This is a genomic window from Aquabacterium sp. UBA2148, from assembly GCF_002328915.1.
Taxonomy (GTDB): domain Bacteria; phylum Pseudomonadota; class Gammaproteobacteria; order Burkholderiales; family Burkholderiaceae_C; genus Aquabacterium; species Aquabacterium parvum.
This window is the reverse complement of record NZ_DCXA01000107.1, coordinates 1-18,760: the sequence shown is the minus strand read 5'-3', so window position 1 is coordinate 18,760 and position 18,760 is coordinate 1. Positions and strand designations below refer to the sequence as shown.

The following is an 18,760-nucleotide window of genomic DNA, read 5'->3' as shown; positions in this document are numbered from 1 at the left end:
CCCGCTGGTCACCGAGCACCTGCGGCTGCATCGCCCGGACATCCCCCGCCCCTTGAGCGAGGCCGATCGCCGCGACCTGGTCGCCCGCCTGGCCAAGCTGCCGGCCCAGCAAGTGCTGGGCGAACACCTGCAAACCGCCACGCGCGATTTCCACATCAGCCGCATCTTCCTCAACGACCCGGGCGGCAACAACATCGCCGACAGCGACCAGGACCGACCCAGCAGCGCCATCGGCATGAACTTCCAGGGGCGCCACTACCACCATCGGGCCCTGAGCGACCCCAGCGGTCGGGCTTCGCAGTTCGCGGTCAGCCGCACGCGCAAGGTGCCTGGCTTTTATTTCTCGGCACGCGTGGGCGAGCTCAGCCAGCCGCTGGGCGTGATCGTGGTGATGCAGGATGCCCAGGCCCTGGGCCGCCTGCTCGACGACGGCGAGCGTCGCCTCTTCGTCTCCGATGACCAGGGCGTGGTGCTGATGAGCAATCGCCCCGGCGACGTGCTGCAGCGACTGCCAGGGGTGCCGCACGTGGGCATCGACAAGGAGTCGGACCGGCAGCTCTACCAGCGCTCCCCCGAGCCCCTGCCCTGGCTGCCCGAGACCTTGCGCATCAACGGCCAGCTCGTGCAGGCCATGAACATCGATGGCCTGCGCCACCTCGCCGTGTCGCAAACACTGGACCACGGGCGCCTGACGGCCTGGACCCTCGTGCCCTTGCGAGGCGAAGGCCCGTTGATCGCAGGTGGCCTGGCCGCAGGCCTGGGCGTGATGCTGCTGGGCCATGGCGCCATGGCCCTGTGGGCCCAACGCGCCCGCCGGCTCGAAGCCGCACAGAAGGCCCGCCAGAGCCTCACCGACATGGCCCACGCCCTGCCGCTGACCATCTTCAGGTGGCGGCGCGGCGCCGATGGCGAAGGCCGCTTCACCTTCATCGGCGATGGCGTCAGGCGCACGCTCGGCATCGATGCCCAGACGCTGATGGCCCAGCCGCAGCGGGCCTGGCAGCTCATCGGCCCCGGTCAGCTGGCACCGCCCGAGCAGAAGGTGGAGTTCTCCATCGTGCTCGACGGCCGCCACGTCTGGCTGATGTGCGAAAGCCAATGCACCACCCAGCCAGATGGCAGCCAGGTCTGCAACGGCTACTGGGCCGACATCACCGATCGCAAACTGGTTGAAACGCGCACGCAGGCCGTTTTCCAGCACGCGCCGGTGGCCTTCATCTTCTACAACCCCGAGCAGGGCATCACCCGGGTGAACCCGCGCGCGGTGCAGCTCTTCGGCGCGCACACCGACCGCGACCTGATCGGGCTGATGCCCTCGCTGCCACCGCTGTCACCCGCGCAGGCGATGACGGACGAGATGAAAGCCACCATCGCGCGCGTCCGCCAGAGTCGCCAGGCCGAGACCGTCGAGTGGCGCCACACCCGCCTCGACGGCGAGCCCTTCGATGCCGAGGTGGTGCTCATCCCCTTCGAGCAGGACGGGCGCATGCAGTTCTGCGGCATCGTGCAGGACATCACCGTGCGCAAGCGCACCGAGGCCGCCTTGCGCGCCGCCCAGCAAGCCGCTGAGGCGTCCACGCTGGCCAAGACGCACTTCCTGGCCAACATGAGCCACGAGATCCGCACGCCCATGAACGCCATCATGGGCATGAGCCACCTGGCCCTGCTCGACGAGTTGCCCCCGCGGGCGCGCAACTACATCCAGAAGGTGCACGGCTCGGCGGGCAACCTGCTGCAGATCCTCAACGACGTGCTCGACATCTCCAAGATCGAGTCGGGCAAGCTCGAGCTCGAAGAGGCCGACTTCCAGCTCGAGAACGTCATCAGCCACATGGCAGACGTGCTCGGTGTGCGCGCCGAAGAAAAGGGCATGGAGCTGCTCTTCACGGCCCCTTCCGAGATCCCCACCGCCTTGATCGGCGACCCCATCCGCCTGGGCCAGGTCCTCATCAACCTGGGCACCAACGCCATCAAGTTCACCGACCATGGCGAAGTCCTCATCGGCTGCGAGGTGCAGTCGCGCGAGAGCGGCCACGTCAGCCTGCACTTGTGGGTGCAGGACAAGGGCATCGGCATGAACGAGGAGCAGATGCAGCGCCTGTTCACGCCCTTCGCGCAGGGCGACAGCTCGACCACGCGCCAGTACGGCGGCACCGGCCTGGGCCTGGCCATCTCACGTCAGCTCGTCGAGATGATGGGTGGACGCATCTGGGCCGAAAGCAAGCCGGGCCAGGGCTCGACCTTCCACTTCACCGCGCGCTTCGGCGTGCAGGCACAGCCCAGCGGCCGCCGCGCCCTGCTGGCCAGCGAGATGCAAGGCAAGCGCGTGCTGCTGGTCGACGACAACCCCGCAGCGCGCGAGGTGCTCGGCGACATGACCCGCCGCATGGGCCTGGACGTCGAAGTCAGCGACAGCGGCGAACACGCCCTGCAATGCATGCGCGCCGCCCTGGCCGAAGGCCGCCCGCACCAGATCCTGCTGGCCGACTGGAAGATGCCCGGCATGGATGGCATCGCCTTTGCGCGCCACGCCTTGTCGGTGCCACCCGAGCACCGACCTTTCGTGCTGCTGGTCACCGCCTTCGCGCGTGAAGAGGCCCTCAAGGCCGCAGAGGGCATCGGGCTGGCAGGCGTCATCAACAAGCCCGTCACCCCCTCGACCCTGCTCGACACCCTGGGCAGGGTGCTCTCGGAAACCGCGCCCGCCAGCGCCGACGAGCCCAAGGGCCAGGCCCTGCTCAAGCAAGCCCAGCGCCGCCTGGCCGGCGCGCGCGTGCTGCTCGTTGAAGACCAGCCACTCAACCAGGAACTCGCCTGCGACCTGCTCGAACGCGCCGGCCTGCGCGTGGTCACGGCCACCAACGGCCAGGAGTGCCTGGACAAACTCGAACAAGAAGGTCCTTTCGACGGCGTGCTGATGGACTGCCAGATGCCCGTGATGGACGGCTACACCGCCACCGAACGCATCCGTGCGCGGGACAGCTGGAAAGAGCTGCCCGTCATCGCCATGACCGCCAGCGCCATGGCCGCCGACCGCGAGCGCGTCCTGCGCTGCGGCATGAACGACCACATCACCAAGCCGCTCGACCTCTCCAGCATGTTCACCATCATGGCGCGCTGGATCATCCCGGCCCAGCCCGCGCTGGCCGAAGGCCACAGCCTGCAGCCGCCCGTGCAAGGCCTGACCCTGAGCACCCTCGACACCGCCGACGGCCTGGCCCGCTGCATGGGCAACCTCGACCTCTACCGCCGCCTGCTCAAGGGCTTCGCGCGCACCCAGCGCGACTTCGGCGAGCAATTCGAAGCCTTGCGCCAGCAGACCCATGAACTGCACGGCCTGGTACACACTTTCAAGGGCCTGGCTGGCAACATCGGCGCGCGTGGCTTGCTTTCTCGCACATCGGCGCTGGAGGCTTGCCTGATCTCGGACGGCGTTGAAGCGCCATCCGTGCACCAGGCCCTGAGCGAGACACTCGAAACCCTGAGCGCCGTCATCGCCGAAATCGACCGACTGGGTCGGCAGCAGGCCCAAGGCAACGAGGAAAACGGCATCCATGGCGTGCCGCGCGAGATCGACTGGGCAGAACTCACCCGCCTGGTCTCAGACCAGGACGCCCACGCACGAGACAGCCTGGACGAGCTGATGGCGCGCTGGCCCACGCTGCGTCAGCACCCGCGCACCGCCGAGCTGCGTCGCGCCCTGGAGCGCTACGATTTCGACCAGGCTGCAACGGTGCTGGCCGAGCTGCAAGCCTGAGCTCTCAGAGCTCGCTGGCCGTGCCCCGCTCGTCGGCGTACAGGTCCATCACCCGCAGGATCTCGAACTGCGCCTGGAAGAAGGCGTCGAGCAAAGCCGGGTCGAACGCCTTGCCGCGCTCTTCGGCCATCGTCGCCAGCGACTGCGTCGCGCTGCAAGCCGGTTTGTAGGGCCGCTTGTTCATCAGCGCGTCGAACACATCGGCGATGGCCACGATGCGCCCGAAAACCGGGATCTGCTCGCCCTGCAGGCCTTGCGGGTAGCCCATGCCGTCCCAGCGCTCGTGGTGGGTCAGCGCGATGGTGCGCGCCGCCGCCAGCACCTCGTTGTCGTGCTTGCCGATGATGTCGGCGCCGATCTGCGGGTGACGCCGCACCAGCGCGCGCTCGTCGTCATCGAGCGGGCCGGCTTTGAGCAGGATGTGATCAGGCACGCCGATCTTGCCCACGTCGTGCAGCGCCGCCGTCTGGAACAGCAACTGCACCGCCTCGGGGCCCATGCCCACCTGCTGCGCGATCAGCCGCGAGATGTGGCTGATGCGGATGATGTGGTTGCCGGTCTCGTTGTCCTTGAACTCGGCGGCACGGCCCAGGCGGCGGATGATCTGCTGGCGCGTGGCCACCAGCTCGGCCGTGCGCTGCGCCACCATGCGCTCGAGCTCGCGCGACTGGTCGTACAGCGCCAGGTGCGTGCGCACGCGGGCCTGCACCAGCGGCGGGCTGATTGGCTTGGTGATGTAGTCGACCGCACCCAGGCTCAGGCCCAGGGCCTCGTCTTCGATGGTGCTCATCGCCGTCACGAAGATGATGGGGATGCGGCGGCGGTCGGGGTTGGCCTTGATGCGGCGGCAGACCTCGTGGCCGCTGAGGTCCGGCATCATGATGTCCAGCAGGATCAGGTCAGGGGGCTCGTCGGAGTAGACGATCTTGAGTGCCTTGTCGCCCGAGGTGGCGACCTTGACGCGGAAGTCCTGCCCCAGCACCCGAGACAGCAGCTCGATGTTCTGCGGTGAATCGTCGGCGACCAGCACGGTCGGCCGGCGCAGCCCCAAGTTGGAAGACATCCTGACCTGACCCTCGTCTGTTTGTATGGGGTGATTTTGTACCGTTTGCCCTGCCCTCAAGCCGAGGGCAATTGCTGGGTCAGGTTGGCGCGCATGCGCCACGCCATCACGGTGCCCGCCCCCCTGAGCACCTCCAGCGCCACGGTGGGCACCCGCTGGGCCAGCTCCTCGAAGCGCTGCAGCCGCAAGGCAAACACCACCACGCTGCCCATGGCCTCGACGTTGGCCATGCGGGGCACGTCGCCAAACAGGCCGGGCTCGCCCACGATCGAGCCTGGGCGCAACAAGCCGATGCGCGAGGCCCCGGGGGGCGCCCCGGTGACGAACACCTGCAAAGTGCCCTGCCCCAGGAAATACAGCGTGCGATCGTGGTCACCCTGGCGCACCAGCAGGTCGCCGGAGCGCAACTCATGTCGGGTCAGGTACTGCGCGAAGGTGCGCCACTGCTGCGCGTCCAGACGCGGGCGGAACGCGTCTTCCGTGTTGAGCGTCTGAATGGCCTGGATCAGTGCGGTGGCGTCCATCTCGTGCGGGCCGGCGGGGGGCGACGGCAACTGTGACCGGAAGTGAACAATTTAATGCAAGCGTGGCCCGGCTGTCAGGGATTTGTGAACCCGGCCCGGCGTGACCCATGCACGCAAACCACAGCTTTGTGCCTCAAAGGTGCTTCATTTGCCAATGCAAAAACGCGTGAAGATCTCGCCGAGCAAATCGTCAGCAGAGAACGCGCCGGTGATGCGGCCCAAGGCGTTGTGTGCCAGGCGCAATTCTTCGGCCAGCAAGTCCAGGGCACCGTCGCGCTGTGCCGCGTGCTCGGCCGCCAAGGCCAGGTGATCACGCGCCTCGTGCAAGGCCTGCACATGGCGCTGGCGGGCGATGAACACCCCTTCGGGCGCTGCCTGCCACCCGGCTTGCTCCAGCAACAGTTTGCGCAGGGCCTGCAGGCCCTCGCCGGTTCGCGCCGACAGCTGCAAGGCCGCGCCCGGTGGGTGCAGCCGCGGCAAGCCCGCGTGCGCGGCTTGTCCGGCCAGCGTGGCGTCGTCCAGGGCAGCGGCCCCCACGGCGTCCGCCTTGTTGAACACGTGCAGCACCGTCACGCCCTGCGGCAGCCGCTGCGCGATGTCGGCGTCGGCCTGGGCGTAGACCGGATCGGCCCAGCGCGTGAGGTCGTGCAGGAACAGCACCGCATCGGCCTGGCCGATGGCCTCCCAGCTGCGCGCCATGCCGATGCGCTCGACCTCGTCGGACGCCTCGTGGTCCGCGCGCAGGCCCGCCGTGTCGATCACATGCAGCGGCACGCCTTCGATCTGGATGGTCTCGCTGACCTTGTCGCGCGTGGTGCCTGCAATGGGCGTGACGATGGCCAGCTCGGCGCCGGCCAGCGCGTTGAGCAGCGAGCTCTTGCCCGCGTTGGGCTGACCGGCCAGCACCACCTGCAGGCCTTCGCGCAGCAGCGCGCCTTGTCGCGCCTGGCGGAGCACGGCGTCCAGCGCGGCGGCCAGGCGGCTCAGGCGACCGCGCGCATCGGCTTTTTCCAGGAAGTCGATCTCTTCTTCCGGGAAGTCCAGCGTCGCCTCGACCAGCATGCGCAGGTTGATCATCTGATCGCGCAGGGCCTCGATTTCGCGGCTGAAGGCGCCGCCCAGCGAGCGGCTGGCCGAACGCGCCGCCGCCTCGGTGCTGGCGTCGATCAGGTCGGCGATCGCTTCGGCCTGGGCCAGGTCGATCTTGTCGTTGAGGAAAGCGCGCTGGGTGAACTCGCCCGGCTCGGCCAGCCGCAGGCCGGGCAGGCGCGCACGCGGATGCGAGCGAGGCGTTGCCGCATCCACCACGGCGGCAGCGGCGTCCACGTGCTCAGGATCCTGCGATGCGTCAAGCTCGGCGGCCGCCTCCAGGCATCGCGCCAGCAGCAGCTGCATCACCACCGGCCCGCCGTGACCCTGCAGCTCCAGCACGTCTTCCCCGGTGTAGCTGTGGGGCCCTGGGAAGAACAGCGCCAGGCCATGGTCGATGGCCTCGCCCCGCGCATCCAGGAAAGGCCCGTAATGCGCCACGCGGGGTTGCAGGGAGCGGGCGCACAAAGCCCGAGCCAAGGGCATCAAGCCACGGCCCGACACCCGCACGATGCCCACGGCGCCACGCCCCGGCGCGGTGGCAACGGCCACGATGGGCGACTGACGGTCCAGCCACGATTGCGACACCCTGTCTCCGATTCCAAGCTTGTGTTGACGACAGCCGGGATTGTCACCGCAGCAACGCCGCTCGGCTGACAACTGGTTTCACCTTCGCGTCACCGACCCGGGCCAACAATGGCATCATTGCTGCAGCGCACAAATTGACCCTGTGCGTCAAATAGACATAAATCACGACAACGCGAGGCCGCCATGCTGGACACCTTGAAAAGCCTGCTGATGATCGGCTCACCCACGCAAACCGACGGGACGCTGTGGCCCTTCCTGCTGGCCGGCGCCCTGGCGGCGGCGGCGCTGCTCAACCGCATCGGCCGAGACTGAGACCAGGCCAGCACGGCACCTGGTTCAAGCTTCCCCAAAAAAAACCGCCTGCCCCGAAAGGGAGCAGGCGGTTTTGCTTTCAGGCCGTGTCAGCGGCTGGCGTTCAGTTCAGCACACCCAGGCGCTTGTTGATGAACCATTGCTGAGCGATCGACAGGATGTTGTTCGTCAGCCAGTACAGCACCAGGCCAGCCGGGAAGAAGAAGAACATCACCGAGAACAGCAGCGGCATGATCCACATCATCTTGGCCTGGACCGGGTCCGGAGGCGTCGGGTTCAGCCAGGTCTGCAGCAGCGTCGACAGCGTCATCAGCGCGGGCAACACATAGTACGGGTCCATCACAGACAGGTCGGTGATCCAGCCGATCCACGGTGCGTTGCGGATCTCGACCGAAGACGACAGCACGGAATACAAGGCGATGAACACCGGGATCTGGATCAGGATGGGCAGGCAGCCACCAATCGGGTTGACCTTCTCTTCGCGGTAGATCTTGAGCATCTCCTGCTGCATCTCCTGCGGCTTGTCCTTGAGGCGCTCACGCAGCTCCTGGATGCGCGGGTTCAGCGCCTTCATCTTGGCCATCGACGCGTAGGCCTTGGCGTTGAGCCAGTAGAAGGCAGCCTTGAGCAGCACCACCAGGGCCACGATCGCCCAGCCCCAGTTGCCGATCAGGTCGTGCAGGAAGTTCAGCAGCAGGTACAGGGGTGCGGCCAGCAGGTGGGTCCAACCATAGTCCTTGACCAGGTCCAGGCCGGGAGCCAGCTCGTTGAGCTTGTCTTCTTCCTGCGGGCCGACGAACAGCACCGTGTCCAGTGCCTTGCTCTGGCCGGCTGCGATCTCGCCCATGGGCAGCAGCATGCCGCTGGCGTACAGGTTGGTCGAGACCTTCTGCACGTAGAACTCGCGCGGCAGCTTCGGGTTGTACAGCCAGGCCGATGCAAAGTGGTGCTGCACCATCGCGACCCAGCCGTTGTCGTCGGTCTTGACGAACTCGGTGCTGCCCTCTTCGATCTTGGTGAACTCCAGCTTCTGGTACTTGCCCTTGTCGTTGAAGACCGCCATGCCGGTGTACGCCACCGGACCTTGCAGGAAGGCCGGGCCGGAAGGTCCCTTGGGCGGCGTGCCGTCACGCTGGAGCTGCACGTACAGCTGCGGGCTCACGGCGGCGGGCGAGCCGTTGACCACCTCCTGCTTGACGTCGATGGCGTAACCACCGCGCGGGAAGGTGTAGGTCTTGACCAGCTTGACGCCGTTGATGGCTTCGGACTCCAGCTTGACGACCAGTGCCTTGGCGCCCTCGGCCAGTTCGCGCTCGGTGCTCACCAGCTTGAACGGGGTCTTGTGCGTGGGCAGCTGCAGCGAAGCCGTGCCCACCAGGCCCGACTGAGCCAGGTAGGTGTGCACCTTGGAGTTGTCCAGCACCACCACGTTGCGGCTGCGGTCGTCCTGGTCCTGGTGCTTGAGCAGCTCCACACGAACCAGGCTGGCACCCAGGGTGTCGACCGTGACTTTGACCACGTCGGTGGTGAACACGAGTTGCTCGCTGGGCGCGGCGGCTGGCGCGCTGGCACCAGCAGCTTGGGCCGCTGCGGCAGCGGACGCGCCACCCAGGCCCTGGGCCGACTGGGGCACATCGGCCGCCGAAGCGCCCGAAGCACCGAGCGCCCCTTCAGGGCCAGAGGCCACGCTGGCCGCCGGTGCCGGCGCGAACAGGGAGGGTTGACCGGTGTGACGCAGCCAGCCATCCCACAACATCAGCAGCGAGACGGCGAACACCGACCACAGCAGGGTGCGACGCAGATCATTCATGGGTGAGAGGAATCCGACGAAGGGTTGGAAAAACGAGAAAACAGCTTGGGTGCCCGTTCGGGCACGGGGTCATGCCCGCCCGGGCAGCCCGGGTGGCAACGCAGCAATCGGCGTGCGGCCAGGTAGCTGCCAGCAGCCGGGCCATGGCGTTGCAAGGATTCGAGCGCGTACTGAGAGCAAGTTGGCGTGAAGCGGCAGGCCGATCCCAGCCAGGGACTCAGGAAAAACCGGTAGCCGCGGACCACGCCCATGAGCAAGGCGTTGACCGCCCCGGACAACCCGCCCAGCAGTTTGCGCAAACCCTGCATCATGCCCGAGGACCCCCCAGGCGCGCCCACAGCTCGTCCAATTCCTGGCGCACGGCGGCGCTCAAGGCTTCGGAAGCAGCGGACGGAAACAGCTTGCGGTCAAAGGGCGCACGCAAGCGCACCACCCAGCCATCGACCTCCGGCCCATGGCGACCAGCCGCCAGCACCTGGGGCGCGTGGCGGCGAAAGGCCTCGCGGGCCTGGTGGCGCATCAGGGAGCGGGTGACCGAACGGCGTGCCTGTTTTTTGGGCAGAACCAGACCGAGCCGCCAGCGCGGGCCCTCGGCCATGACCGAGTCATCCACAAGCAGGCTCACCCCTTCGGCTGAGCCTGTTGACAACTCGCCTGCGTGCATTGACGCCGGCACAGGCTCGGGCACAAGGGATTGCGCCTGAGCTGGCTCTGGCCGCAGCAGCACGTGCAAAGAAAAATGCGCGGTGCGGGCCACGGGACGCGTGCCCAGAGACCGTTGGAAATCGGCAGATTTCAGGCTGGGTGCACGCACGGCGCGGATGCTCGCAAGAGGGGTTCAGTCGCGACAAGGCCGGGCTGAACCCGGCCTCGTTGTCGCCAGCGGGGGCTGCTCACCCAAGGTGCGCAACCCACACCAGCCCATGCCGACGGTGCGTCGGCTGGGCCACTCAGTGGATCACAGACCCAGGCGCTTGCGGCCCTTGGCGCGACGAGCATTGATGACCTTGCGGCCACCCTTGGTCTTCATGCGCACCAGGAAGCCGTGGGTGCGGGCGCGACGGGTCTTGGAGGGTTGGTAAGTACGCTTCATGATGGTCTTTCAAGGCCATGCACGACATGGCTGGCCAGGGAGGATGTCTCAAAGTCTGCGCCCTCACAGCCTGAGCGGGCAGCCTGACAGACGGCAGAACCAGCGATTACAGCAGGTTTTCCCCAAATGGTCAATGCCCACCGCACACCAGCGTGGATGAACGCCCCGGAACAGGGGCCCGATGCAGGGGGCCCTACCACGAACCATGGGGCTTGGCGAACGGGAAATTTCTGTGGATAACTGGCTTGCGAACGCGCCCGCCATGCTTAGAATTCGCCTCCCAAGGAAGGACTTGTCCACAACATGAGCGCTGCCGAACTGCCGCGGCCCCCCGCATCCGCCGACCACCGGCTCGACGACCCGGACACGCTCTGGCAACGCTGCTGTGCCCGCCTCGCCATGGAGATGCCGGAGCAGCAGTTCAACACCTGGATCCGGCCGCTGCCCCCCGCCGAGGTGCGCCGCGATGGCCCCGCCACCCAGGTCAGCGTGCGCGTGCCCAATCGCTTCATGCTTGACTGGGTGCGCACCCAATACAGCGCCCGCATCGAAGCCCTGCTGGGCGAAGAGCAAAGCGGCGAGGTCAAGCTGGAATTCGGCCTGGCACCGCGTGCCGCGGCCCCGGTGCCGACCGCCCGACCTGGCCTGGTGATGCCGGGTCGCGCCCTGCCGCCCAACGCCGCGCTGAACCAAGCCAGCTCGCAGCAGGCCATGCCGCAGCAGCAGGTGCCCAGCGAACCCGAACACCTCAGCGCCCCCGAGCGACAGGCCAACCGCAGCGGCCCGGCCATGGGCCACGGCTCGCCTCGCGTCATGGGCCTGAACCCCGCGCTGACGTTTGACAACCTGGTGCCTGGCCGCGCCAACCAGATGGCCCGCACCGCCGCCCTGCACGTCGCCGGCAGCCCTGGCCACATGTACAACCCGCTGTTCATCTATGGCGGCGTCGGCCTGGGTAAAACGCACTTGATGAACGCCGTGGGCAACGCCCTGCTGGCCGACAAGCCCGACGCGCGCATCCTCTACCTGCACGCCGAGCAGTTCATCTCCGACGTGGTCAAGAACTACCAGCGCAAAACCTTCGACGAGCTCAAGGCCAAGTACCACAACCTCGACCTGCTGCTGATCGACGACGTGCAGTTCTTCGCCGGCAAGGACCGCACCCAGGAAGAGTTCTTCAACGCATTCGAGGCCCTGCTGGCCAAGAAGGCGCACATCATCATGACGAGCGACACCTACCCAAAAGGGCTCGCCAACATCGATGAACGCCTGACCTCGCGCTTCGACTCCGGTCTCACGGTGGCCATCGAGCCGCCCGAGCTCGAAATGCGCGTGGCCATCCTGATCAAGAAGGCCCGCCAGGAAGCCATCGACATGCCCGAGGACGTCGCCTTCTTCGTGGCCAAGAACGTGCGGGCCAACGTGCGCGAGCTCGAAGGCGCCCTGCGCAAGGTGCTGGCTTTTGCCAAGTTCAGCCACAAAGAGATCACCATCAACCTGGCGCGCGAGGCCCTCAAGGACCTGCTGTCGATCCAGAACCGCCAGATCTCGGTGGAGAACATCCAGAAGACCGTGGCCGACTTCTACAAGATCAAGGTCGCGGACATGTACTCCAAGAAGCGCCCCGCCTCGATCGCCAAGCCCCGTCAGATCGCCATGTACCTGGCCAAGGAGCTGACGCAAAAGAGCCTGCCTGAGATCGGCGAGCTCTTCGGGGGCCGCGACCACACGACCGTGCTGCACGCCGTGCGCAAGATCGGCGGCGACCGCGCCAAGGACACCGAGCTGAACCAGCAGCTGCACGTTCTGGAGCAAACGCTCAAAGGTTGACGTCAAACAATCCCTGTCGACGGCATTCGGGCGGCCCCTCGGGGCCCCCGCCACCCCACCAAGAGGCCCACGGGCCTCTTTTTTCATGCCCTGGCGCCCCAGGGTTGGCCCAGCTGTCAAGGCACAAAGCTGTGGACAAGAAAAGAACAAGCACCCCCTTGTCCACAGCCCGCCGCGATTTTCCAAAGTTGTTGTCTGTTGTCCCCATCGCGAAGCCGGGTACGATCCACAGAGTTGTCCGGGGCGTAAATCCTTGATGGATCAGGACAAAATAGCGTTGTTCACAGAAAAAGTCGCCCTCTACTACGACGACTAATTTGAAAGATCAAGATGATTGTGTTGAAAGCAGCTCAGGAAAAAATCCTCGCCGCCCTGCAGTCCGTCGGCGGCATCGTTGAACGCCGACACACCCTGCCCATCCTGGCCAACGTCCTGATCCGCAAGAACGGCCCTGAACTCGAGCTCATCACCAGCGACCTGGAAATCCAGATCCGCACCAGCGCGCAGCTCGACGGCGACGCCGGCAGCTACGCCACCACCGTGGGCGCCAAGAAGCTGGGCGACATCCTCAAAAGCCTGCCCAGCGACCAGACCGTGTCCCTCACGGCCAACCAGAACAAGCTGACCCTGCAAGGCGGCAAGAGCCGCTTCGTGCTCCAGACCCTGCCGGCCGAAGACTTCCCGCTGGTGCAAGAGGCCGCCGATTTCGGCCCCGCCTTCAGCATCCCGCAAAAGACGCTCAAGCTGCTGATCAGCCAGGTGCACTTCGCCATGGCGGTGCACGACATCCGTTACTACCTCAACGGCATCTTGTTCGTGGCCGAAGGCAATACCCTGACCCTCGTCGCCACCGACGGACACCGCCTGGCGCTGTCTCAGGCCACGCTGGACGTCGAAATGCCCAAGCAGGAGGTCATCCTGCCTCGCAAGACCGTTCTGGAGCTCCAGCGGCTTTTGAAGGACGATGGCAAGGGCAAGGAAGGCGGCGATGGCAACGACAGCGAACAGCTCATCGAGATGCGCTTTGCCGGTAACCAGGCCAAGTTCAGCTTCGGCGGCCTGGAGTTCGTCACCAAACTGGTCGAGGGCAAGTTCCCCGACTACAACCGCGTCATCCCCAAGAACCACAAGCACCACATCACGCTGGGCCGCACCACCTTGCTGGCCAGCCTGCAGCGCGCCGCCATCCTCACGTCCGAAAAGTTCAAGGGCGTGCGCATGAACTTCGCGCCGGGCCTGCTGGGCATCGCGTCCAGCAACGCCGAGCAGGAAGAGGCCAAGGAAGAGCTCGAGATCGACTACGGTGGCGACACCTTCGAGATCGGCTTCAACGTCGGCTACCTGATGGACGTGCTGGTCAACATGAGCCAGGACATGGTGACCGTGTCCTTGCAGGACGCCAACAGCTCGGCGCTGATCACCAACCCCGAGTACGAAGGCTTCAAGTACGTGGTGATGCCGATGCGCATCTGAGGCGTCGCGCAAGCATCCCGCATCGGTCGGATGGCCGATGACGGATGGCCTGAATGGCCAAAACGGCCCCCGTTCACCCTTGAACGCGGGGCCGTTTGGTTTCCTGCGGCAACACTTGCGCGGGTAACCCGGTGGAACCTTTCTCACGGGGTTGATACGCTACGGGCTCAAACAACATCAGGAGGAAACCATGCGATTCATCGCATCTTTTTGCGTGGGCGTGTTCGCCTTGTGCGCCGGTTCGAGCTCACAAGCGGCTGACTTGCTTGGCGCTTCGGTCACGGCCAGCAACTTCAGGATCACCACCACCCACTTTGGCATCACGAAGCCGCTGGATCAGATGTACTTCTATGACACCACCACCGATTGGCGGGTGGTTCACGGGTACCAAAACGCGGACGAGATTTTTGGTGACAACGACCTGTACTACACCAAAGCCAACTGGCTTGTGGCGACGAATGGCACAACCTACGACACCAGTTCTCAACAAGGCAAAGTCCAAATCCACGACGAACCCGGGTCGGTCACGCTGAAGCAAGCGTTTCCAGCCACGGAATCGTTCAAGCAAACCATGTCTCGTCCCGACATCAAGAACATTCCATGGAGTGATTCTCGCGCTCGGATGCAGCGTCTGGACACCGACATGGTGCTCAACCGCGGTTATGGGTTGTCCTTTTCGCTTCCTGGAAACGCCACTCTGGATGTCTACATGGACATCACTCTGAGCAACTTGGTCGATCCTGGCCTGTTCTTCACGGATGCGACGCTGGCACCTGCCCTGGGTCAGACGGTCACAGGTGTGAGTGGAAGCTCCTCAGCGAGCTTTTCCATGTCGTTACGAGGTGAACGGACGGGCTCCTCTGCAACTGTCTCTTCTTCCAGTTCGTACGTGATCGATCACCAAGGCAAGGTCACGACGTCTGGCATTGGTAACCAAGGCCCCCAGACACTCCACGTTCACTTCTGGAACAACACCCAATGGGCCGAGCAGGTGAACTTTGATCTGAGTATGCACACCGAGAACGACCTGCGCACGACCTTCGATCCGACGCTGGTCGGGGCAGTGCCTGAGCCAGGCAGCGTGGTGCTGGCGCTCGTCGGCCTGGGCCTGACCGGCCTGTTTGCCCGCCGCCGCTGCCATGGCGACTGCTTTCGTGAACTTCCGGGCTGGATCCACCGACAACGGGATGTCCATTTGCTGCCTTGAGATCATCAAGAACCTGCCGGATTACGCATATTCCGTCCTGAAAGTTCAGGAGCTGGCCAGGGATGGCGTGGGCTCTTTGGGTCGGGACCATGCGCAGGCATCGATGGAGCAGTCTTTCTCCTACATCATCCGCAACCACAGCACCGTGAACCAGAACCTGTACTTCGGTTTGTCGGTGATGGCGCGGGCTAACGCAGCTCCGATCCCGGAGCCGAGCTCTTGGGCCCTGTTGCTGGTTGGTTTGAGCTCGATGGGTGCCGCTTCTGCCTGGCGCCGTCGAATCGTCGGCAAATGACCTCGGACAAAAATTCTTCAGGGAAACAAACCATGCGAATCACTGCATCCATGGCCGCGGCCATCTTGTCTGTGGGGACCATTGGGGCGGCTCAGGCTGCTGACCAGGTCGCCAGCGCAAAGGTGCAACTCACCAGCCTGAGCTATCAGCTCACGGACCTCACGCCAAGCGATGGCCTGGGCACCTCCTTCGAAAGCCACCTGCGTTGGTCTGGGAAGAATTCGATCGCAGGCGTGAGCTTCGGTGTTCAACGCCTGACGTCGTCGGGTTCTGGCGTGGAGGTCCAGGCCATCGACATTGCTGGCACCTACACCCATGAGGGCAGCTTCTTCACCCAGCCCTCCTTGAACGCGTCCTTGCTTTCGGGCGAAGCCAGTGCGACCCGTGGTGGCAGCGGTGCCCAGGCATCTGTCAACCTTGACAACAGCCGCTTCGCAGAGGGCTTTGATTACTTCGATTTCCAAGGGCACCGCGAGGGGGGGGCGGTGCTCTCGTCCCGCGTGAGTGCCGAAACCGCGACGCATCGCCTGGGGGCTGGCACCGAGCTGTCTTTCATTGCCACGTTCACCTTGAGCGTTTCGGTCGATGCCGCATCCCTGATCGGCTTGACGCAAGGTGAAACCTTGCGGGTGCGCAGCCAGGCGGACCTGACCATGGGCTTCAAGCCTGATCACTGGCAATCGACCGCTGACATCGACTTCGAATTGGGTTCGCTGCAGCAGTCCTTCACCGTCTTCCAGGACGTGGGCCCTGATGGTGTGATCGCAAGCGGCGAAGAAAACGTCCGGAGCCAGACCTTCACGATCACGGGTCTGGTGCGCAACCGCAGCAACCATGCCGTCTACCTCGACGGTGGTTGGCAGATGAATGCCTTGGCCCGTGTCACCCCGGTGCCCGAGCCCTCTGCCTGGGCCTTGTTGCTGGCAGGCGTCGCCTTCGTGCCGTTCGCTCGCCGTCGTCAACCCGCCTGAACACCGAGGAAGAGCTCCATGATTCGTTTTGCACCCCAAGCCGTGTTGGTCGCAACCTTGTCGGTGGTCGCGGCGTCTGCGCAGGCTGCACCCAACCTGTTCGAAGGCCAAGCCTCGATCTCTGAATTGAGCATTGAAGTCATTGACCTGCGTCCCGATGATGGCGTGGCGGCTGCCTTTGTTTCGGGAAAGCACACCCTGACGGGTTCGACCAGCACGACGCTGGAGCCATTCCTTGCCCCTTCGTTTGGCGTGATCGACGCCGGGTATCCCTCGGCGGGTACCAGCACTCAACAAGGCATCAAGCAGTTGATCGGTGGCCCAGACTTCCAGTTCCGGGTGCCTGATTCGCAGACAGGCTTCGGCCGCACCGTTGGCGACTACACGGTCAACGTGGTCGCACCGCTGGCTGAAGTACTGGGCCCCGACTTCATCACCAACCCGCAGCCAGGCATGGGCTTCGATGCCGGCATGTCCATCAAGACCCAGTCCTGGGTGCTCAAGGCGGGAACGGAGGTGCACATCTCGGGCGTGATTGACCTGTCAATGCGCAACGACCTCACGCAGCTGCCGCCGTACTTTTTTGATGGCTCACTTTGGTTCTTTCCAAACCAGTACGCCAAGGTCGACGCGTCCTTGGGTTTCACGGTTGTGGGGGGGAACGCGGCCGATGTGTTCGTGGGGGCCTCCTCTGCCCACGCCGAATTCAACACCGGTGTGCTGGAGCTGTCACAGCAAATCGACGAGAGCCTGTCGGAAAGCTTTGTCTTGGTTGCCCGCAACCTGGGCACCACCGATGTGGTGCTGAACTCCAGCCTGGACTTGAAAGCCCAATACCTGGTGGCCACGCCCATCCCCGAGCCCAGCAGCGTGGCTATGGTGCTTGCCGGCTTGGGATTCATGGGCTGGCGAGTCCGTCGTCGAACAGTCGCTTAAACTTGAGCAAATGGCCATCTGCGCCTTGCTTTGACCAACAAAGGATCAGGAGAGAACATGCGAGCACCTTTTTTGAACAGCACCAATGGCTTGTTGGCCGCGGGCTTGGCCCTCGCCACATTCACGATCGGTCAGTCGGCCTTCGCTGCAGGCCCCATCGTGGCCAGTGCCACGGCAACCCTCAGCAATCTTCAGCTTCAAGTGAGCGATTTCCGCTCAGACGACGGCATCGCAGCTGGTGCGACCTGGCTGGCCACCGGCATCGGTGAAGCCCGTGCATCTTGCTGCGATGGGGACCAAGACTTCGCTTACGCCGCGTGGCGGGTGGTCAGATTCGAGCATGGCAAGGTCTCGAACACCGCGCTCAATGGCGTGAGCCTGCCAGCAGGTGTGGCCTCAGCTCGCGGAACAGCTGACGGTGTGCGGGCGACCTTGTCTGTCGACGCGGACCACATTGGACGCATCCACCCGGCAGGCCACATGTATCCCGCCAGCACCTTGTCGGTCAGCGCCAGCTTCTCAGGTGGTTTGTATGGTTTGCTGCTGCAACCTGGCACCGAAGTGCGTCTGACGGGGCAAACAAGCCTGGATGCGGCCTTGAACCTCTTGAACTCTGATCGCCTTGGCATGCCCGACACGCCCGATGTGTTCGGTTCGGTGAGTGGCGAAGCCTATTTCCGTCTCGAGGGCTTGATGGGTGACGATGCACTGCAGGTCCTGATTCGACCCGACGGACCTCAGGCATTCACGGGTGGTGTCGTCTCCCAGCAGAAGTCCAGTGGGCAGATCGTGGCGGGTTCTGCTGAACTGCATGAAAGCAACTCGTTCACCTACGTGATCCGCAACAACGGAACACAAGCCAGGTCGGTCACATTCGCGCTGGGTGCCAGCGTCGATTTTTCCGGTGACCATGGCAGCGTGAGCGCGGTGCCCGAGCCGCAATCGTGGGCACTGTTGGCCGTGGGCTTGCTGGGTTTGGGTGGACTCCGTCGTCGTCAACGAGCCCGCAAGCTGCCCAAACAGCTGGCAGCGGCTTTGTGCCTTGGCGCGGTCTTGGCCCCCCTGGGTGCTCAGGCTGCTCCGCTCGTCTCAGCCAAAGGAAGCATCCGAGGCGTCGATGCCTACGGCGAATCGACCAGCGGGTTCGAGATCGACCCTCAGTCTGAAGCGTTCAGCGTGAAGGTCGACAGTTATGGCTCGGGTGGTGATGACCCCATCCTCGACCCCTACATCAGCTTCAACGCCACTGCTGCAAGTGGTGCTTCCGGTTGGGGCGTGAGCGTCAGCACCCTGTACCTCGCCTACTACCCCAGCGGACCTGATCACATCTATCCCGCCCCCTCGACTGCGGTGAGCCTCGAGTGGTCTGACACCATCACGAACAGTGGGGCCAACAAGGGCTCTGCCGCTCTGAGCTTTGGATTGTCGACCTTCCTCAACAACTCCAATCTCTTTCAAGCTGACATGAAGGCTTCGATCTGGGTCGAGGGGCAGACTTCACCGGCGTGGACCACAGGTTTGAGCTACGACGGATTGCATGTGACGTTCTCAGGGGCAGACCTGGGCCTGAGCGAAGAAAGCCTGGGTGTGTTGTCGCTGCCTGTGAACGTTCAGCTTGGCGACCTGGCCATTGGCGATTCTCTGAAGGTGCGCTTCAGCGTTGAGTTGTCTGCCACAGGTGAAAACGGCCACTTCAACTTTTCTGTTCAGCAACCCCTGCTCAAGCTCGTGAGTTCGCCCGTGCCCGAGCCCGACGGCACGGCAATGCTGCTGGCTGGCCTGGGCCTGACCGGCCTGTTTGCCCGCCGCCGC

General features: G+C 64.7%; 16 protein-coding genes. 9 read left to right on the top strand and 7 right to left on the bottom strand.

Annotation, left to right across the window (positions count from 1 at the left end; genetic code table 11):
• On the top strand, positions 1-3,757 hold a 3,757-nt coding region (locus B2W70_RS05800), incomplete at its 5' end, for a response regulator (protein WP_286743752.1).
• A gap of 4 nt (positions 3,758-3,761) precedes the next feature.
• Here B2W70_RS05800 and B2W70_RS05795 read toward each other — a convergent pair.
• The 3 genes from B2W70_RS05795 to B2W70_RS05785 form a co-directional block, all read right to left on the bottom strand.
• Entirely contained in the window at positions 3,762-4,820 is a 1,059-nt protein-coding gene (locus B2W70_RS05795) for an HD-GYP domain-containing protein (protein ID WP_058086560.1), read from the bottom strand.
• A gap of 56 nt (positions 4,821-4,876) precedes the next feature.
• The gene (locus B2W70_RS05790) at positions 4,877-5,344 is read right to left on the bottom strand and encodes a cyclic nucleotide-binding domain-containing protein (RefSeq protein ID WP_286743747.1); all 468 of its coding nucleotides are present in this window, start codon (positions 5,342-5,344) and stop codon (positions 4,877-4,879) included.
• A gap of 144 nt (positions 5,345-5,488) precedes the next feature.
• On the bottom strand, positions 5,489-7,021 hold the full coding sequence (locus tag B2W70_RS05785) for a tRNA modification GTPase (RefSeq protein WP_286743745.1): 1,533 nt from the start codon (positions 7,019-7,021) through the stop codon (positions 5,489-5,491).
• 183 nt (positions 7,022-7,204) lie between these two features.
• On the opposite strand from B2W70_RS05785, the gene B2W70_RS05780 reads away from it, so the two are divergent.
• A complete protein-coding gene (locus B2W70_RS05780; protein ID WP_268760930.1) occupies positions 7,205-7,333 on the top strand; it encodes a hypothetical protein in 129 nt (42 codons plus the stop codon).
• 103 nt (positions 7,334-7,436) lie between these two features.
• Here the strand turns inward: B2W70_RS05780 and yidC are convergent, their stop codons facing one another.
• The 4 genes from yidC to rpmH form a co-directional block, all read right to left on the bottom strand.
• On the bottom strand, positions 7,437-9,143 hold the full coding sequence (gene yidC / locus B2W70_RS05775; RefSeq protein WP_286743741.1) for a membrane protein insertase YidC: 1,707 nt from the start codon (positions 9,141-9,143) through the stop codon (positions 7,437-7,439).
• Positions 9,140-9,394 (bottom strand): membrane protein insertion efficiency factor YidD, encoded by a 255-nt coding sequence (yidD, locus tag B2W70_RS05770; protein ID WP_286743773.1) that lies wholly within the window; start codon positions 9,392-9,394, stop codon positions 9,140-9,142. Before yidD ends, yidC begins: the two co-directional genes overlap by 4 nt.
• A 56-nt stretch (positions 9,395-9,450) precedes the next feature.
• On the bottom strand, positions 9,451-9,957 hold the full coding sequence (locus B2W70_RS05765) for a ribonuclease P protein component (protein ID WP_286743738.1): 507 nt from the start codon (positions 9,955-9,957) through the stop codon (positions 9,451-9,453).
• A 144-nt stretch (positions 9,958-10,101) separates the two neighbouring features.
• Positions 10,102-10,236: a 50S ribosomal protein L34 gene (gene rpmH / locus B2W70_RS05760; protein ID WP_058086564.1), complete on the bottom strand. Its 135-nt coding sequence runs from the start codon at positions 10,234-10,236 to the stop codon at positions 10,102-10,104.
• 303 nt (positions 10,237-10,539) lie between these two features.
• Here rpmH and dnaA point away from each other — a divergent pair, with 303 nt between their 5' ends.
• The 7 genes from dnaA to B2W70_RS05725 form a co-directional block, all read left to right on the top strand.
• Positions 10,540-12,066, top strand: a complete 1,527-nt coding sequence (gene dnaA / locus B2W70_RS05755) for a chromosomal replication initiator protein DnaA (protein ID WP_286743734.1) — start codon at positions 10,540-10,542, stop codon at positions 12,064-12,066.
• 330 nt (positions 12,067-12,396) lie between these two features.
• On the top strand, positions 12,397-13,539 hold the full coding sequence (gene dnaN / locus B2W70_RS05750) for a DNA polymerase III subunit beta (protein ID WP_286743732.1): 1,143 nt from the start codon (positions 12,397-12,399) through the stop codon (positions 13,537-13,539).
• Between the two features lie 190 nt (positions 13,540-13,729).
• Entirely contained in the window at positions 13,730-14,746 is a 1,017-nt protein-coding gene (locus B2W70_RS05745) for a PEP-CTERM sorting domain-containing protein (protein WP_286743730.1), read from the top strand.
• The gene (locus tag B2W70_RS05740) at positions 14,727-15,041 is read left to right on the top strand and encodes a PEP-CTERM sorting domain-containing protein (protein ID WP_286743728.1); all 315 of its coding nucleotides are present in this window, start codon (positions 14,727-14,729) and stop codon (positions 15,039-15,041) included. The genes B2W70_RS05745 and B2W70_RS05740 overlap by 20 nt, the downstream gene beginning before the upstream one ends.
• Positions 15,042-15,073: 32 nt before the next feature.
• Complete coding sequence (locus B2W70_RS05735; protein WP_286743725.1) at positions 15,074-16,012, top strand: PEP-CTERM sorting domain-containing protein; 939 nt, start codon at positions 15,074-15,076, stop codon at positions 16,010-16,012.
• Between the two features lie 18 nt (positions 16,013-16,030).
• Positions 16,031-16,948: a PEP-CTERM sorting domain-containing protein gene (locus B2W70_RS05730; RefSeq protein ID WP_286743722.1), complete on the top strand. Its 918-nt coding sequence runs from the start codon at positions 16,031-16,033 to the stop codon at positions 16,946-16,948.
• 201 nt (positions 16,949-17,149) lie between these two features.
• On the top strand, positions 17,150-18,760 hold a 1,611-nt coding region (locus B2W70_RS05725), incomplete at its 3' end, for a PEP-CTERM sorting domain-containing protein (protein ID WP_286743720.1).

Coding starts and splice junctions, on each gene's coding strand:
- rpmH (WP_058086564.1), bottom strand. CDS start 10,236: ATGAAGCGTACTTACCAACCCTCCAAGACCCGTCGCGCCCGCACCCAC.
- B2W70_RS05740 (WP_286743728.1), top strand. CDS start 14,727: ATGTCCATTTGCTGCCTTGAGATCATCAAGAACCTGCCGGATTACGCA.
- B2W70_RS05780 (WP_268760930.1), top strand. CDS start 7,205: ATGCTGGACACCTTGAAAAGCCTGCTGATGATCGGCTCACCCACGCAA.
- yidD (WP_286743773.1), bottom strand. CDS start 9,394: ATGGGCGTGGTCCGCGGCTACCGGTTTTTCCTGAGTCCCTGGCTGGGA.
- B2W70_RS05790 (WP_286743747.1), bottom strand. CDS start 5,344: ATGGACGCCACCGCACTGATCCAGGCCATTCAGACGCTCAACACGGAA.
- B2W70_RS05795 (WP_058086560.1), bottom strand. CDS start 4,820: ATGTCTTCCAACTTGGGGCTGCGCCGGCCGACCGTGCTGGTCGCCGAC.
- dnaA (WP_286743734.1), top strand. CDS start 10,540: ATGAGCGCTGCCGAACTGCCGCGGCCCCCCGCATCCGCCGACCACCGG.
- yidC (WP_286743741.1), bottom strand. CDS start 9,143: ATGAATGATCTGCGTCGCACCCTGCTGTGGTCGGTGTTCGCCGTCTCG.
- B2W70_RS05735 (WP_286743725.1), top strand. CDS start 15,074: ATGCGAATCACTGCATCCATGGCCGCGGCCATCTTGTCTGTGGGGACC.
- B2W70_RS05730 (WP_286743722.1), top strand. CDS start 16,031: ATGATTCGTTTTGCACCCCAAGCCGTGTTGGTCGCAACCTTGTCGGTG.
- B2W70_RS05745 (WP_286743730.1), top strand. CDS start 13,730: ATGCGATTCATCGCATCTTTTTGCGTGGGCGTGTTCGCCTTGTGCGCC.
- dnaN (WP_286743732.1), top strand. CDS start 12,397: ATGATTGTGTTGAAAGCAGCTCAGGAAAAAATCCTCGCCGCCCTGCAG.